The organism is Oryzobacter terrae, from assembly GCF_042756445.1.
GTDB lineage: Bacteria > Actinomycetota > Actinomycetes > Actinomycetales > Dermatophilaceae > Oryzobacter > Oryzobacter terrae.
Genome location: NZ_CP170578.1, coordinates 3,763,700 through 3,778,635 on the forward strand (window position 1 = coordinate 3,763,700; position 14,936 = coordinate 3,778,635).

Here is a 14,936-nt window from a genome sequence, read left to right on the forward strand (position 1 = left end):
CATGGGACGGATGAAGGACCAGGCTTCACGGGTCGTGCTCATCGGCGACATCGTCGACTCGCGCGGGGCGACCAACCGGCGCGCCCTGCACCGGGCCGTCGAGAAGGCCCTCGTCGGCGTCAACGCCGTCGTGCCCGCCCTCGGCGAGCTCCGGGTCACGGTCGGCGACGAGTTCCAGGGCAGCTACGCCACCCTCGGCGGGGCGCTCGACGCCGCCCTGCGGGTGCGCCTGCACCTGCTCCCCGGCGTCGACACCCGGTTCGGGATCGGGCGGGGCGCCGTGACGACCCTCGACGCCCGCCGCGGCCTCGAGGACGGACCCGGCTGGTGGGCCGCCCGCTCCGCCATCGAGGCCGCCGAGGCCGCCGCGACGACCGCCGCGACCCGCACCGCCCGCACCGCGGTGCGCGCCGCCGACGACGACCCCGTGCTCGACGCCGTCAACGCGGCCCTGCTGTGTCGGGACCATCTGGTTGGCTCGTTGTCCGACCGGTCGCTGCGACTGCTGAGAGGACTCATGGACCCCCACACCACCCAGAGCGAGCTCGCGACCCTCGAGGGCATCAGCGCCTCGGCGGTCTCCCAGCGCGTCCGGGCCGACGGCATCGGGGCCGTCCTCGCCGCGCACGAGCTGCTCCGGGCGCTCCCGTGACCTGGCTGGCCGTCTGGCTCGTCGGCCTCGGCCTCGCCGACCTCGTGCGCGCCGCCTCGGGTGGTTCCACCCGGTGGTCCGTGCCGGCCGGTGCCGGCACGGTCGCGGTCCTCGCGCTGCTCGGTGGGCTCACCGAGCCCGTCGACCTCGTCGTCCTCGCCGCCTCGCTGCTCTCCCTCGTGCTGTGGCAGCGGCTGTCCCGGCAGGCCGTCGACACCGGCAGCGGGCACGTCGGGGCCCTCGTGGCCCTCGGGGCCGGCGTCGCGTGGCTGCTCGGGTTGTCGGGATGGGCCTCGCCGGTCGACGGGCCGCTCGCGCGATGGCTCGCCTGGGCCGACCTGCCGCTCGTGGGTCCCGACCCGTCCGCCGGAGGCGTGCTCCTCGTCGTCGGGCTGGTCCTCGTCAACCTCTCGACGGCCAACGTCCTCGTCCGGCTCGTCCTCGTCGCCGTCGGCGCCATGCGTCCGGTCCTGCCCGACGACCTCGCGACCGCCGACGACCCCCAGCCCTCCGACCAGCTGCGCGGTGGGCGGCTGCTCGGTCCGATGGAGCGCGTCCTCATCCTCGGGCTCGGTCTCGCCGGGCAGCTGACGGCGGCCGGCCTCGTCATCGCGGCCAAGGGCCTCATCCGCTTCCCCGAGCTCCAGGCCACCCGCAAGGACGGCAGCGGGGTCGACGGCGTCGGCATCGACCACGTCACCGAGTACTTCCTCGTCGGGTCGTTCGTCTCGTGGCTCGTCGCGCTCGTCTCGCTCGCCCTGACCCGCTGAGTCGCCGAGGCCTCGGTCAGCGGGTGGACCGGGCGGGCCGGGCGGACGGCTGGCGACGCGGCTCCCTCAGACCTCGATGATCCGGCCGACCCACTCGGGCGGGAAGTCCGAGGTCGTGTCGCCGGCGAGGAGCAGCCGGTAGGTCATCGTCGCCGCCTCCTCGAGGTTGACCGCACGGCGCAGCGCCATCGACACGCTCTCCCCGAGCGTCGAGCAGCCGTGGTGCGCGAGGACGACGGCGTCATGGTCGCGCGCGGCCTCGGCGGCGGCGTCGGCGATCTCCTGCGAGCCCGCCGGGTGGAAGGGGACCCGCCCGGCCGAGCCGACGTAGAACTGGTGGTCCAGGGTCGTGAAGCGGATGGGGGAACCGAGCATGTCGACGAGGAGCACGTGCTGCGGGTGGAGGTGGACGACCGCACCGGCGTCCCCGCGCACGGCGTAGGTGCGCTGGTGCAGCTTCCACTCCACCGACGGGCGCCGGGTCCCACCGGCCACCTCACCGTCGAGGGTCAGCTCGCAGAAGTCGTCGGGCGTCAGCCGGTCGAGCCACGTGCCCGAGGCCGTCACGAGGAAGCGGTCACCCCCCGGCAGGCGGGCCGACAGGTTGCCCCCGCTCGCCTGGACGAGGCCGCGGGCCACGAGCTGGCGGCCGGCGTCGATGAGGTCGTCGATGAGGGAGTCACGGGTGGTCGTCACGCGGTCGATTGTCGCGGACCCACCGGAACCCCGGGGGGAGGTGGCACCGTTGAACCGGTGACGGTCCCGACCGCGGGGTCGCGCGGACGATGGGACATCGACATGGGCTTTCTCGACCGGCTGCTCGGCCGACCTCCGCAGCCCGAGGGTCAGGGGTCGACGCCGACCCGCGGGGGCTGGGGGAGCACGCCCACCCCGTCCCGTCCCGGCGCGTCCGAGGACGAGCGCGCCGTCGCGCGCTACCGGTACCTCCTGCGCACCGCCCCGCCCGAGCAGCTCGAGGCGATCCACGCCGAGGCCTTCGCCTCGCTGACCCCGGAGCAGCGCCAGCAGGTCCTCCAGGAGCTCTCGAGCCAGGCGCCCGAGGAGGCCGGCAGCTCGACCGAGCCCGCCGACCTCGCCCGGGCCGCGACCCGGGCCGAGATGCGTCGCCCGGGAACCCTGCAGAACACGTTCTCCCGAGGCTCGTTCGGCGGCGGCGGCATGGGGATGGGTGGCATGGTCATGGGCTCGATGATGGGCACCATCGCCGGTGTCGTCGTCGGGTCGGCCATCGCGAACGCCCTCTTCGACGGCTACGACCAGAGCCCCGAGGCGCAGGAGGCGGGCGACACGGGCGGCGACACCGGGTCCGACTCCGGTGACGCGGGGACTGACGGTGGCGACACGGGTGGCGGGGACACCGGCGGCGACGTCGGCGGTGACGCCGGTGGTGGTGACTGGGCCGGCGGCTCCGACTGGGGTGGTGGTGGAGGCGGCGACTTCGGCGGTGGAGGCGACTTCGGCGGCGGTGACTTCGGGGGCTTCTGACCCCGGACGTGACGGGGCCCGGTCCGCCACGGACCGGGCCCCCTGCGCGTCCTCGGGTCCTGAGCCGGTGCCCCGCTCACCCCTCGCGCGAGGGCAGCGCCGCGACGGTGCCGAGGGACGGTCCGGTCGTGTCGTCGCGGGCCGCGGCCACCTGGGCGACGAGGCGGGCGAGCGGCTCCGGCAGCCGCTCGAGCGGGAGGGACCGGGCGAGAGCCCGCCCGACGCGGACCTTGCGTCCCGAGCCGGCGCCGGCGAAGCGGGCCAGGCTGGCGCCGAGGTCGCGTCCCCGCCACGCCGGCTGGCGGCGGAAGCGCTCGAACGACGCCTCGAGCCCGAGCCCGCCCAGCAGTGCGACCGCCTCGGCCGCGCCGACGGCCCGGATCAGCTCGTCCTCGAGGTCGCCGCGGCAGGCGTGGAACCCGAGGTCGGGCAGGTCGGCCGCGCTGACGACCGGCGCTCCGGCGGCCCGCACCGCGCGAAGCACGACGTCGACCTCGCCCTCGTCGCAGAGCCCGAGGACGCGCGGCGCCGGCCGTTCGCCGAGGACGGTGGCCAGCGCGGTGCGGATGTTCGTCACGCCGCCCATCGAGCGGACCTCGACGCCCTCGGTGAGGCCGGCGCTGTCGAGGACGGCCTCGACGGCGGCCACGTCGCTCGGCCCCTCGACGAGCACGACGACACCCCGGGTGGCTCCCACTCGACCACCCTCGCAGGGAGCCGCCCACGGGGCCAACGGATTCCGTGTCGGGGCGTGGGAGGGACCTCGCCGGTCGGCCGTGATGGCTGGGCCGTTCGGCCCTTCGCGCCGGACCGGGGTGGCATCGCGATCCAGGGCTACCTACAGTGGCGAGGTGGCCCCCTCTCGCGACCGTGGGCCGTTGCGCCCGCAGGCGCCGACGGTTCCCCTGCCCTCCGCCCGTCTTCGGGTCCTTCGCGCCGTCTCCCGGCACGAGCCCGCGACGACGGCCGAGCTGTCCCGCGCGCTCGGCGGCCACGAGAACACGACCCGCCAGCACCTCGAGGCGCTGACCCGCGACGGGCTGGTGCAGGGGGAGCAGAACCGCGGCGGCATGGGCCGCCCGTCGGTCTCCTACTCGCTGTCCCCGTCGGGGCTCGTCCAGCTGGCCGGGGGCGCCGCCTCGCCCGAGCACTCCGCGCTCGTCGCCACCCTCGCCGACCACCTCGTCGCCACCGACGACGACCCCCCGGCGCAGGCCCGTGCCGTCGGGCTCGCGTGGGGTGCGCGGCTCGCGGCCGACGCCGAACGTCTCGTCCCGGACGAGGACACGACCGACCCCGCCGCCGATCCCGACGCCGGTGCGGCCCCTGACGAGGACCGCGACCCCGACGTCGTCGCCGAGGCCGTCGAGCTGCTCGACGCCCTCGGGTTCTCCCCGCTCGTCGACGACGACCTGACCCGCCGGCCCGCCGGCGACCGCGAGGGCGCCGACCTCCTGCTGCGCACGTGCCCCCTCCTCGACGCCGCGCTCGTGCGCCCCGACGTCGTCTGCCGGGTGCACGAGGGTCTCGTCGAGGGCTTCCTGCGAGCCCGGGGGACCGAGGCCGACGTCACCGTCGAGCCGTTCGCCGCCCGCCTCGGCTGTCGCGCCGTCATCCGCGCCTGACGCGAGGATGCCGCCGGCGGCGCAGGGGTGCCACCGGCGGCACCACGGCCAGTCTGGCACCCCGCGGGCCCGTCAGGGCCCGCAGTGAACCAGCAAGACCCCCGTCTCCGTGAGGAGTGGGGGTCTCGCCTTGTACCCGCACGGAGGCCCTGTCCTCCGGGGTGGTCACGTGATCCTGCCCCGAAGTCGGGGGGCCAAACGTGGCGGTGACCCATACCCTCGACGGCGGCCTCAGCGACTTCACAACGACGTCGGGTCGTCTCGGAAAGCGCCGTCGGGCTGCCTTGATCGTGCCTCGCTGGCTCAGATGTCGAAGTACATCTCGAACTCGTGGGGGTGCGGGCGGAAGCGGATCGGGTCGACCTCGTTCTTGCGCTTCCACTCGATCCAGGTCTCGATGAGGTCCGGGGTGAAGACGTCACCCTGGAGCAGGAACTCGTGGTCGGCCTCGAGGGCGAGCAGCACCTCCGGGAGCGAGCCGGGGACCTGGGCGATCGCCTCGTGCTCCTCCGGGGGCAGCTCGTAGAGGTCCTTGTCGACCGGCTCGGGGGGCTCGATGCGGTTCTTGATGCCGTCGAGCCCGGCCATGAGCTGGGCGGCGAAGCACAGGTACGGGTTGCTCGAGGGGTCCGGGATGCGGAACTCGATGCGCTTGGCCTTGGGGCTGTCGCCGGCGATCGGGATGCGCACGCAGGCGGAGCGGTTGCGGGCCGAGTACACGAGGTTCACGGGCGCCTCGTAGCCGGGAACCAGGCGGTGGTAGCTGTTCACCGTCGGGTTGGTGAAGGCGAGCAGCGCCGGGGCGTGCTTGAGCAGGCCACCGATGTACCAGCGGGCGAGGTCTGACAGGCCGCCGTAGCCGCGCTCGTCGTAGAACAGCGGCTCGCCGTCCTTCCAGAGCGACTGGTGGGTGTGCATGCCCGAGCCGTTGTCGCCGAAGATCGGCTTCGGCATGAACGTGGCGGTCTTGCCGCCCTCCCACACCGTGTTCTTCACGACGTACTTGAACTTCATCATGTCGTCGCCGGACTGGAGCAGCGTGGAGAAGCGGTAGTTGATCTCCTGCTGGCCCGCGGTGCCGACCTCGTGGTGGCTGCGCTCGACCTCGATGCCGACCTCGGCGAGGTTGAGGCAGATCTTGTCGCGCGTGTCGGCGAAGTGGTCGACCGGCGGGACGGGGAAGTAGCCGCCCTTGTAGCGGGTCTTGTAGCCGCGGTTGCCACCCTCCTCGGCGCGGCCGGTGTTCCAGGCCGCCTCGACCGAGTCGATGTAGTAGTAGCTGGCGTTCTGCTTGGTCTCGAAGCGCACGTCGTCGAAGACGTAGAACTCGGCCTCGGCACCGAAGTAGGCGGTGTCAGCGATGCCGGTCGACTTGAGGTAGGCCTCGGCCTTCGCGGCGATGTTGCGCGGGTCGCGGCTGTAGGGCTCACCCGTGAAGGGGTCGACGATCGAGAAGTTCATGATGAGCGTCTTCTCGACACGGAAGGGGTCGACGTAGGCGCTCGAGGGGTCCGGGACGAGCTTCATGTCCGACTCGTGGATGGCCTGGAAGCCGCGGATCGAGGACCCGTCGAACATCTGGCCGTTGGTGAAGAAGTCCTTGTCCACCGTCTGGGCGGGCACGTTGAAGTGCTGCATGACGCCCGGAAGGTCGCAGAAGCGGATGTCGACGAACTTGACGTCCTCGGACTTGATGAAGTCGAGGACCTCGTCAGCAGAGCTGAACACTGATGAACCTCCTGGTGGTTCTCTGTCGGGCACGGGCGTCGAGGCGCCAACCCACGGGGTGTGGCGCTCACACTAGGGAGCGGCGGTTTCCCGACCGTGACCCATGTGTTTCGGCGGTGTAACGCAGCCCACCGTATCAATGGGCGAGACGCGCCGCTCGACAGGCGGAACGGGTGAGACCGGGCGGCCCGGTGTCGACGACGCCGCAGGTCGCGAGCCCGCACCCCTGGTCGGGGGTCGCCCGCCGGTCCCGCCTACAGTGGCGACGTGCCTCCCGCAGAGCCCTCGACGCCCACCGGCCCCGAGACCGCGGGTTTCGGCCGCCGCCTCGGTGCCGTCGTCGTCGACTGGCTGATCGCGCAGGGTGTCGCGCTGCTCTTCCTCGGGACGAGCTCTGGTGGGGGAGCGGCGGCCTTCCTCCCGCTCGGTATCTTCGCGGTGCTCACGATCCTGTTCGTGTCGGTGACGGGCTCGACCGTCGGCCACCGGCTGTTCGGCCTGCAGGTCTGGCAGGTCCGGCCGGGAACCTTCCCGCTCCAGGTCGTCGTGCGCACGATCCTGCTCTGCCTGTTCGTCCCGGCGGTGCTCACCGCGAGCGACGGCCGGGGCCTGCACGACGTCATCGCCGGCACGCGCATCGTCCGGCTCTGAGCCGACCCCGGCCCGACCCACGCCGTTCCTCACGGCGTGTCGTTGCGTCCCGCGTCCCGCGTCGCCTCCTGCGTCCGGGCGTGTGACGCATGGAACAGCGCTACGACTTGTAGTACGACGAAGCGTAGTAGTACAAATGGGGGGCCGGAGCAAAAGGGCCGGCACACCACCAGGGCACAGGAGCGGACATGAGCGAGACCACCACCCGACCGGCAGCGGCGGAGACCACCAGGAACGGCCACGGGTTCGTCAAGATCTCCGGCCTCGTCGTCGCCATCATCGGCGCCATCATGCTCATCGGCGGCGCGTCGACCTGGGTCCTGGTCCAGAGCCAGCTGTCCGCCGAGAACATCACCGTGGCCGAGGACGCCCGCTGGTTCGCCGGCGACGACGTCAACGGCCCGTTCAGCGCCTACGCGGAGGCCGACATCATCAACCACCACGCGCTCGAGGCGAGCAAGGGCAAGACCTACGCCGAGCTCGACCGCGAGGACCCGGTGCGCGCCACCGTCATGAACGGCTCCTTCCTGCGGGCCTCGCTCTTCACCTCGGTCCTGGCCTTCGGGGTCAGCGCCATGGCGATGGGCCTGGGGTTCATCCAGATCCTCCTCGGCCTGTCGATGAGGAAGCTCGCGGACCAGCGGGCCTGACCCCTTCGGCCCGCTGACGGCAGCGGCCCCGGTTCGAGTCCGAACCGGGGCCGCTCGCTGCGTCGGGGACGCGGGGTCACTTGCCGCGCATGGCCTTGCGGTCGACGCGGGCACGGGTGGGGTCGATGCCCTGGGGGAGCGGCGGGCGCATCCCACCCAGCGACTTCAGGCGCTTGTTGACGACCGAGGTCTCGTCCTTGGTCATGACGGGGCGCATCCGGGTCAGCTTGCCCGAGAGCTTCTTCACCGGGACCTGGCCCTCGCCGTCGCCGGCGACCCACAGGTGCACCGGCACCCCGGGGGCGACCCGGGAGACCTTCTTCTCCTCCTGCTTGAGGAGCTTGGTGACGCGGTGCTCGGGTCCCTCGCCGATGAGGACGACGCCGGGGCGGCCGAGGGCACGGAAGACCATCGCGGCGCCGGCGAGGTCGCTCGGCTTGGTGCCGCGGGCGCCGTCGATGGCGACGGGCTCCTGCTGGGCGTACCAGCCGCGGCGACCGAGCCCGGTGAGGGCGGCACCCGCGGCACCGACCTGGCCCTCGAGCGCGCCGTACATCGCGGTGTTGCCGCGGCGGTTCATGACGATGACGGCGGCGAGGAGCGCGCTCGGGATCGCGATGAGGACGGCGTACCAGCGCCACCAGCCGCCGATGAGGAACCCGCCGGCGACGAGCACCGCGGCGGTGCCCACCGCGGCGAGGAGCATCCACCACCCGAGGTTGGGGTCGAGGGACTTGATCGCGCCGTAGGCCTGGCGGATCTGGCCGATGCGGCCGGGCTTCTTCTCGGGCTGGTCGGACACGGGAGGGAGGGCTCCTGATCGGGGTGCTGGGCGTCGCGGGGGAACCGCGGTGTCGACCCTCAGGATACGGTGCGGGCCGCCCGAGCGACCAACGACGCCGCTTCCTGCCGTGCGGGGTCGGAGACGGCCTCGCCGAGGTGGGCGAGGTGCTCGGGGATGGGGCGGCCCCACTTCCTCATCGCGGTGGCCCACAGGCGACCGGCGCGGTACGAGCTGCGCACGAGGGGTCCGGCCATGACGCCCTTGAAGCCGATGTCCTGAGCGACGTCGGACCAGTGGACGAACTCCTCGGGCTTGACCCACCGGTCGATGGGGTGGTGCATCGGGGAGGGGCGCAGGTACTGCGTGATCGTGAGGATGTCGCAGCCGGCCTCGTGGAGGTCGCGGATGGCCTCCTCGACCTCGTGGTCCTCCTCGCCCATGCCCAGGATGAGGTTGGACTTGGTGACCAGCCCGGCCTCGCGCGCCATCGACAGCACGCGCAGCGACTTGTCGTAGGTGAACGCCGGGCGGATGCGCTTGAAGATGCGCGGGACGGTCTCGAGGTTGTGGGCGAAGACCTCGGGGCGGGCGTCGAAGACCTGGCCGACGAGCTCGGGCTTGGCGCCGAAGTCGGGCGGGAGGATCTCGACGCCGGTGTGGGGGTTCAGGGCGTGGATCTGGCGGATCGTCTCGGCGTACAGGCCGGCGGCGCCGTCGGGCTGGTCGTCGCGGGCGACGCCGGTGACGGTGGAGTAGCGCAGGCCCATGGACCGCACCGACTCGGCGACGCGGCGCGGCTCGTCGAGGTCGAGGGCCTGGGGGCGGCCGGTGGCGATGTCGCAGAAGTCGCAGCGCCGGGTGCAGGTGTCACCGCCGATGAGGAAGGTGGCCTCGCGGTCCTCCCAGCACTCGAAGATGTTGGGACAGCCGGCCTCCTGGCACACGGTGTGCAGGCCCTGGCCCTTGACCATCGCGTGGATCTGGGTGTACTCGGGACCCATCTTCGCGGTGGTGCGGATCCACTCGGGCTTGCGCTCGATCGGGGTCTCGGCGTTGCGCGCCTCGACCCGCAGCATGCGGCGTCCCTCGGGTGCGACAGTCACGCGCTCCAGCCTACGCCGGGCCCCCGACGGTCCCCGAACCGGGAGCCCGGTGTTCGCCCACGGCTCACTCGCCCGCGGTCCGTGGGCCGGCGCTTTTCGGGGTGACCCCGAAAACGGGCTCTTCCCCCCGGACGTCTTCCCGGGGAAAGGGAGGGAAACCGGGGTGCAGCGGCCGGGGTGGCGCCGGTCGGTGAGGGCTCGTCGTCAGCCGAGGACGTCGGCGAGGTGCTTCTCGACGTACGGCAGGACGTCCTGCACCGTGATGACGCGGCCGGCCTCGCGGGTCAGCGACGACACCCCCGCGTCGGCGATGCCGCACGGGATGATCGGGTCCGCCCAGGCGAGGTCGGAGTCGCAGTTGAGCGCGAAGCCGTGCATCGTCACCCGCCGGCTGACCCGCACCCCGATGGCGCCGAGCTTGCGGTCGGGGCCGCGCCAGTCCCTGGTCACCCACACGCCGCTGCGCCCGTCGACGCGCACCGTCTCGACGCCGAACTCGCGGCAGACGCGGATCATGACCTCCTCGAGGCGGCGCACGTGGGCGACGACGTCGATGGGCACCTCGGGCAGGCGCACGATCGGGTACCCGACGAGCTGGCCGGGGCCGTGCCAGGTGATCTTGCCGCCGCGGTCGACGTCGACGACGGGCGTGCCGTCGGAGGGCCGCTCGTGGTCCTCGGTGCGCTTGCCGGCGGTGTAGACCGCGGTGTGCTCGAGGAGCAGGGTGGTGTCGGGGAGGGCGCCGTCGACGACCTGGGCGTGGACCTCGCGCTGGATGTCCCAGGCCTCCACGTAGTCGACGGTGTCCGGAGCGAACCCGAGGTGCACGACGCGCATGACCCCCACGGTACGCCGCCCTACGCTGGCGGGATGACGCGCGTGGGACTGGTCGGGTACGGGTCGGCGGGGCAGACCATCCACACCCCGGTGCTGCGCGGAGCGGGGCTCACGGTCGCGGCGGTGTCGACGTCGAACGCCGAGCGTGCCGCGGCGGCGCGCGCCGACCATCCGGGCGTCCGGGTCGTTCCCGGTCTCGAGGAGCTGCTCGCCGTGCCCGACCTCGACGTCGTCGTCCTCGCCTCGCCGAGCGGGGCGCACGCGGCGCAGGCCCGGGCCGTCGCCGACGCCGGGCTCGTCTGCGTCGTCGACAAGCCGCTGGCCGTCGACGCGTCCTCGGCGGCCGACGTCGTGCGCCACGCGGCGGGCCGCGGTGCACCCCTGACCGTGTTCCAGAACCGGCGCTTCGACGCCGAGCAGGGGACGGTGGCGCGCGTCGTGCGCGAGCGCCTCGTGGGGGAGCCGTTCCGCTACGAGATGCGCTGGGAGAGATGGCGTCCCGTGCCGAAGGACCGCTGGCGCGAGAACGCCACCGCGGCCGAGGGGGGCGGCATCCTCCTCGACCTCCACAGCCACCTCGTCGACGCCGCGGTGCAGCTGTTCGGCCAGGTCGTCACGGTGGCCGCGACCGTCTCGGCGCGGACCACGCCCGCCGAGGACGACGCCTTCCTCGTCTGCCGCCACGTCTCGGGGGTCGTGTCGCACCTGTCGGCGACCTCGGTCGCGGGGGCGCCGGGCCCGCGGGTGCGGCTCCTCGGGACCGAGGCGGCCTACGTCCTCGTCGACTTCGAGGCCGAGGAGCACCCGTGGTCGGGGCAGTCCGACGCCGACGCCGCGCACTGCGGGTGGCTCTACCGCGGCGACGCGCGCGAGCCCGTGGCGCGGGCCGTGACCTCACAGCTCGACTTCTACCGCGCCGTCGCGGCGGCGGTCGCCTCCGACGACCCCCAGGCGCTCCTGCCCGTCGACCCCTGGGACGCGGTGCACACGCTCGCGGTCATCGACGCCGCGCGGGTCGCGTCCGCCGAGGAGCGCGTCGTGACGGTCGTGACGCCCACGCCCTGAGCCACCCGCCCTCGGCGCGCAAGTTCGGGGTAACCCCGAACTTGTCGCCTACACCCCGGTTCAGGACCGGGGGGAAGCGCACCAGAGCGGGGTAGAGCGGGGTAGAGCGGGTGAGGCCGGCCGTCAGGGGCGCGGGAGGAGGCGCGGCTCGAGGCGCTCCTCGCGCACCGCGTCGCCGTCGAGGGTGACGACGTAGGCGCCCTTGCCCTCGACCTCGGTGACCGCCTCGACGAGCTCGGTCCCGCGGTAGACCAGGCCGACGCCGTCATCGGTGCAGTGCGTCTCGCCGAGCGTGCCGTCGCCGACGAGGCGATGCACCGTCGGGCGGCGCTCGGCCTCGGAGTCGTAGTGGACGCCGTTGCCGTAGGGCAGGAGTCCGAGGCCGTTGCCCACGGCGCGCAGGGTCGGGCCGAACGAGTCGGTCGTGCCGCCCAGGTACCAGCAGATCGAGCCCGCCGACACCCCGCTGAGGACGACGCCCGCCTCCCACGCCGCTTGCATCGCCGGGCGGAGCTCGTGGACGTCCCACACCGCGAGGAGGTTGGCGACCGAGCCGCCGTTGACCCACACGACGTCCTGCTCGAGAAGGACCGCGGCCGTGTCGTCGTGGTTGGGCATGGGGAACAGGTCGACGGTGGTGACGTCGAAGCCGGCGACGCGGCCAGCCTCGATCGCGGCGTAGCCGAAGTCCTTCGGGTCGCCCGACGCCGTGCCGAGCACCGCCACCCTCGGACGGCGCCCGTGGGCCCCGGAGAGCTCGACGGCGTGGTGGACGAGCGCGTTGAACTCGATGCGGGTGCGGGCGCCCCAGCGGTAGCCGCCGGACGTCGCGAGGATGGTGCGGGGGTCGGTCGTCATCCCGACACCCTAGGAGCCTGTGGACAACCTCGCGGACGCGGGTGTCGGTTCCGGCAGGGTTGGCCCATGGAGGGTGACGAGCAGTCAGGGGCAGCCGTCGTCGCGCGCCACGGGCATGGATACCGTTCTGCCACAGCCCTCGTCGACGGAGAGGTCGTGGCCGCTCCACCCGTGCCGGGGTTCGAGCTCGGCACCCTCATCGCCCGCGGGGGAACGAGCGAGGTCTGGGCGGCGGTCGAGGACTCGACGGGCCGACGGGTGGCCGTCAAGGTCGTCTCCGCCGAGCTCGACGCGCTCGAGGTCGCCGCCCGCGAGTCCGCCCTGTCGGCGGCTGCCGCCTCGGCGCACGTGGTGCCCGTCGAGGCGTGCCTGCCCCTCCCCGACGGGCGCGCGGCGCTCGTCATGCCGCACCTGCGCGGAGGGCCGCTCGACGCCCTCGTGCGCGCCCGAGGGCACCTCGCACCCGGCGAGGTCGTCACCGTCCTCGCCCCGCTCGCCTCCGCCCTCGGACGGCTGCACGGCCTCGGGGTGGTCCACGGCGACGTCTCGCCGGGCAACGTCCTCCTCGAGCTCGACGGCCGGCCGGTGCTCGGCGACCTCGGGCTCGGCCACGTCGTCGGCGAGGTCGCGCAGCCCGTCTGGGGGACCGAGGGGTACGTGGCGCCCGAGGTCGTCCTCGGCGCCGACGCCGGGCCGCCCGCCGACGTCTACGCCCTCGGCGCGCTGGGGTGGCTGTGCCTGACCGGCGAGGCCCCGGGGCCACCGGGGCTGCGACCGACCCTGGCCGAGGTGTCCCGCGCCGGCGAGGGTTCCGACGCGCTCGTCGAGGTGCTCCAGGCGGCCGTCTCACCCCACCTCGCCGAGAGGCCGGGTGCCCACGAGCTCGCCTGGCAGCTCTTCCACGCGGCGCGGCCCGAGCCGCTCCGGCTGGTCCGCGGGGACGACGAGACGAGTGCGGTCACCTACCGCCTGCGCGCGGCTGCGGGCCGGCCGCCCGATGACGACGCGAGGCCGTCGTGGTCACGTCGCCTCGCGTCGGTGGGCGCGTCGCGCCGGGGAGCGGTCCGGGACGCGCTGCAGCGGGGAGTCGGAGGACGTCGCGGCCCCGGTCAGCACCGTCGTCCGCCGGGACGGGGCCCGGGGGCCGACGACGGGCCGTCCCGGCCGTCTCGGGGGACGTGGCGGTGGTCCATGGGGCGGTGGTCCACGGGGCGGTGGTCCGTGGGGCTGGCGCTGGCCGTCGCCCTCGTCACGGGGGCCCTGGGGGTCGGGGTGGCCGCCGGGCTGGCGGGTCTGCCTGGGGTCGGCCGGAGTGAGGGCTCCGCTGCCCGGCCGTCGGTCGCGCCGACCGCGACCGTGCCGGTCGACGTCCGCCTCGACCCGACCGCTCCGCTCGAGCGACCCGCCGAGCTCGTGTCCGCCCTCGCCGCGGCCCGGGCAGCCGCCTGGCGCGACGCCACCGCGGCCCACCTCCTCGGGGCCGATGCCCCGGGCTCCGCGGCGGAGGCCCGCGACCGCACCGAGGTCACGGCCCTCGCGCGGTCCGGGCTGCGGTACACGGGACTGCGCTACGTCGTGCGCGAGGCGTCGGTGCTCGAGGTCGGCCCGGTACGGGCTCGGGTCCGCACCCGCATCGACACCGGGGCCTACGAGGTCGCCGGTCCGGCCGGGTCCACCCCGCGCCCGGCACGCCCGGGGGAGCCGGTGGTGCTCACGCTGGTGCGCACCGACGCCGGGTGGCGGATCAGCGACCTGGGTCCGGCGCCGTGACGATCGCGCGAGCGCCACCGGTCGCCCCGCGCGGGAGAGAGCTCAGGCGACGAGCCAGCGGCAGGCGGAGTCGAGGTCCGGGTGGCGAGGGACGAAGCCGCTGGCACGCAGTCGCTGGCCGATGATCCGCTGCCCACCGAGGATCTCGCCGGCGAACTCGCCGACGACGGCGCGCAGGGCGAACGACGGCGCCGGGAGGATCGCCGGGCGACCCAGGGCCCGTCCCATGGCCGCGGCGATGTCCTTCTGGCGGGCGGGCTCGGTGAACAGGTTCACCGGTCCGACGACCTCGGGATGGTCCAGGAGGTGCACGATGGCGCCGACCTCGTCGGCGAGGGTGAGCCAGGGCCAGAACTGGCGGCCCGACCCGAGCGGCCCGGCGAGGCCGAACCGCGCCATCCGCAGCAACGGGGCCGCCGCCCCACCATCGGGGGACAGGACGATCCCGGTGCGGATGAACGCCACCGGCGAGCCCGCGTCGACGGCGGGCTGCGCCGCGGCCTCCCACGCGAGGACGACGTCGGAGAGGAACCCGGTGCCCGGAGGGCTGTCCTCGGTGAGCTCCTCGTCGCCGCGGTCGCCGTAGTAGCCGACGGCCGACCCGGACACGAGACGGATGGAGGGGTCGACCTCGGCGACGGCCGTGGCGATGGTGCTCGTCGCGTCGACCCTCGAGCCGAGGATCTCCTTCTTGCGCGAGGGCGACCACCGCTTGTCGCCGACGCCGGCGCCGGCGAGGTTGACGACACCGGTCACGCCGTCGAGCGTCACGGGGTCGAGCCGGCGTGCGGCGGGGTCCCACGTGACCTCGTCGGGGGCGCGCGAGGCGCGCCGGACGAGCCGGACCACCTCGTCGCCGCGCTCGCGGAGCGCGGCGACGAGGGCGGACCCGATGAGTCCCGAGGAGCCGGTGACGGCGACGCGGCCCATGTGCCTC

General features: G+C 73.9%; 16 protein-coding genes. 8 read left to right on the forward strand and 8 right to left on the reverse strand.

Translation table 11 applies throughout. From position 1 onward, the window contains the following. Position 1: 1 nt before the first annotated feature. Both ACFWN3_RS17925 and ACFWN3_RS17930 read left to right on the forward strand, forming a co-directional pair. A complete protein-coding gene (locus ACFWN3_RS17925) occupies positions 2 to 652 on the forward strand; it encodes a SatD family protein (protein ID WP_377641963.1) in 651 nt (216 codons plus the stop codon). Continuing rightward, on the forward strand, positions 649 to 1,422 hold the full coding sequence (locus ACFWN3_RS17930) for a hypothetical protein (protein ID WP_377641964.1): 774 nt from the start codon (positions 649 to 651) through the stop codon (positions 1,420 to 1,422). The genes ACFWN3_RS17925 and ACFWN3_RS17930 overlap by 4 nt, the downstream gene beginning before the upstream one ends. Before the next feature lie 66 nt (positions 1,423 to 1,488). On the opposite strand, the gene ACFWN3_RS17935 is transcribed toward ACFWN3_RS17930, so the two are convergent. Next, a complete protein-coding gene (locus tag ACFWN3_RS17935; RefSeq protein ID WP_377641966.1) occupies positions 1,489 to 2,118 on the reverse strand; it encodes a class II aldolase/adducin family protein in 630 nt (209 codons plus the stop codon). Between the two features lie 102 nt (positions 2,119 to 2,220). Between ACFWN3_RS17935 and ACFWN3_RS17940 the strand changes: the two genes are divergently transcribed. Next, positions 2,221 to 2,928: a hypothetical protein gene (locus ACFWN3_RS17940; protein WP_377645647.1), complete on the forward strand. Its 708-nt coding sequence runs from the start codon at positions 2,221 to 2,223 to the stop codon at positions 2,926 to 2,928. Between the two features lie 76 nt (positions 2,929 to 3,004). Here the strand turns inward: ACFWN3_RS17940 and ACFWN3_RS17945 are convergent, their stop codons facing one another. Then, positions 3,005 to 3,625: a hypothetical protein gene (locus ACFWN3_RS17945; protein ID WP_377641968.1), complete on the reverse strand. Its 621-nt coding sequence runs from the start codon at positions 3,623 to 3,625 to the stop codon at positions 3,005 to 3,007. A 154-nt stretch (positions 3,626 to 3,779) separates the two neighbouring features. Here ACFWN3_RS17945 and ACFWN3_RS17950 point away from each other — a divergent pair, with 154 nt between their 5' ends. Further along, the gene (locus ACFWN3_RS17950) at positions 3,780 to 4,553 is read left to right on the forward strand and encodes a helix-turn-helix transcriptional regulator (protein WP_377641970.1); all 774 of its coding nucleotides are present in this window, start codon (positions 3,780 to 3,782) and stop codon (positions 4,551 to 4,553) included. A 303-nt stretch (positions 4,554 to 4,856) separates the two neighbouring features. Here the strand turns inward: ACFWN3_RS17950 and glnA are convergent, their stop codons facing one another. Then, positions 4,857 to 6,281 (reverse strand): type I glutamate--ammonia ligase, encoded by a 1,425-nt coding sequence (gene glnA, locus ACFWN3_RS17955; protein ID WP_377641972.1) that lies wholly within the window; start codon positions 6,279 to 6,281, stop codon positions 4,857 to 4,859. A 267-nt stretch (positions 6,282 to 6,548) separates the two neighbouring features. On the opposite strand from glnA, the gene ACFWN3_RS17960 reads away from it, so the two are divergent. Both ACFWN3_RS17960 and ACFWN3_RS17965 read left to right on the forward strand, forming a co-directional pair. Next, positions 6,549 to 6,932, forward strand: coding sequence for an RDD family protein (locus tag ACFWN3_RS17960; protein ID WP_377641974.1), 384 nt, complete (start codon positions 6,549 to 6,551; stop codon positions 6,930 to 6,932). A gap of 188 nt (positions 6,933 to 7,120) precedes the next feature. Beyond that, complete coding sequence (locus ACFWN3_RS17965) at positions 7,121 to 7,582, forward strand: aromatic ring-opening dioxygenase LigA (protein ID WP_377641976.1); 462 nt, start codon at positions 7,121 to 7,123, stop codon at positions 7,580 to 7,582. Positions 7,583 to 7,658: 76 nt separating this feature from the next. On the opposite strand, the gene ACFWN3_RS17970 is transcribed toward ACFWN3_RS17965, so the two are convergent. From ACFWN3_RS17970 to lipB, 3 genes are all read right to left on the reverse strand, one after another. Then, entirely contained in the window at positions 7,659 to 8,384 is a 726-nt protein-coding gene (locus ACFWN3_RS17970; RefSeq protein ID WP_377641978.1) for a DUF4191 domain-containing protein, read from the reverse strand. 59 nt (positions 8,385 to 8,443) lie between these two features. Next, positions 8,444 to 9,469 carry a lipoyl synthase gene (gene lipA, locus ACFWN3_RS17975; RefSeq protein ID WP_377641980.1) on the reverse strand — a complete coding sequence of 342 codons (1,026 nt, stop codon included), beginning with the start codon at positions 9,467 to 9,469 and terminating at the stop codon, positions 8,444 to 8,446. 204 nt (positions 9,470 to 9,673) lie between these two features. After that, the gene (gene lipB / locus ACFWN3_RS17980) at positions 9,674 to 10,306 is read right to left on the reverse strand and encodes a lipoyl(octanoyl) transferase LipB (protein WP_377641982.1); all 633 of its coding nucleotides are present in this window, start codon (positions 10,304 to 10,306) and stop codon (positions 9,674 to 9,676) included. Positions 10,307 to 10,339: 33 nt separating this feature from the next. Here lipB and ACFWN3_RS17985 point away from each other — a divergent pair, with 33 nt between their 5' ends. Next, positions 10,340 to 11,371: a Gfo/Idh/MocA family oxidoreductase gene (locus ACFWN3_RS17985; protein ID WP_377641984.1), complete on the forward strand. Its 1,032-nt coding sequence runs from the start codon at positions 10,340 to 10,342 to the stop codon at positions 11,369 to 11,371. A gap of 123 nt (positions 11,372 to 11,494) precedes the next feature. On the opposite strand, the gene ACFWN3_RS17990 is transcribed toward ACFWN3_RS17985, so the two are convergent. Next, positions 11,495 to 12,229, reverse strand: coding sequence for a Type 1 glutamine amidotransferase-like domain-containing protein (locus tag ACFWN3_RS17990; RefSeq protein ID WP_377641986.1), 735 nt, complete (start codon positions 12,227 to 12,229; stop codon positions 11,495 to 11,497). 156 nt (positions 12,230 to 12,385) lie between these two features. Here ACFWN3_RS17990 and ACFWN3_RS17995 point away from each other — a divergent pair, with 156 nt between their 5' ends. Next, complete coding sequence (locus ACFWN3_RS17995) at positions 12,386 to 13,999, forward strand: serine/threonine protein kinase (RefSeq protein WP_377641988.1); 1,614 nt, start codon at positions 12,386 to 12,388, stop codon at positions 13,997 to 13,999. Between the two features lie 42 nt (positions 14,000 to 14,041). Here ACFWN3_RS17995 and ACFWN3_RS18000 read toward each other — a convergent pair whose 3' ends face one another. Beyond that, positions 14,042 to 14,929 (reverse strand): TIGR01777 family oxidoreductase, encoded by an 888-nt coding sequence (locus ACFWN3_RS18000; protein ID WP_377641990.1) that lies wholly within the window; start codon positions 14,927 to 14,929, stop codon positions 14,042 to 14,044. Positions 14,930 to 14,936: the final 7 nt, after the last annotated feature.

Bases quoted from the DNA above. Each gene is read 5' to 3' on its own strand.
- ACFWN3_RS17940 (WP_377645647.1), top strand. From the start codon at position 2,221: ATGGGCTTTCTCGACCGGCTGCTCGGCCGACCTCCGCAGCCCGAGGGT.
- ACFWN3_RS17925 (WP_377641963.1), top strand. From the start codon at position 2: ATGGGACGGATGAAGGACCAGGCTTCACGGGTCGTGCTCATCGGCGAC.
- ACFWN3_RS17985 (WP_377641984.1), top strand. From the start codon at position 10,340: ATGACGCGCGTGGGACTGGTCGGGTACGGGTCGGCGGGGCAGACCATC.
- lipB (WP_377641982.1), bottom strand. From the start codon at position 10,306: ATGCGCGTCGTGCACCTCGGGTTCGCTCCGGACACCGTCGACTACGTG.
- ACFWN3_RS17990 (WP_377641986.1), bottom strand. From the start codon at position 12,229: ATGACGACCGACCCCCGCACCATCCTCGCGACGTCCGGCGGCTACCGC.
- ACFWN3_RS18000 (WP_377641990.1), bottom strand. From the start codon at position 14,929: ATGGGCCGCGTCGCCGTCACCGGCTCCTCGGGACTCATCGGGTCCGCC.
- ACFWN3_RS17965 (WP_377641976.1), top strand. From the start codon at position 7,121: ATGAGCGAGACCACCACCCGACCGGCAGCGGCGGAGACCACCAGGAAC.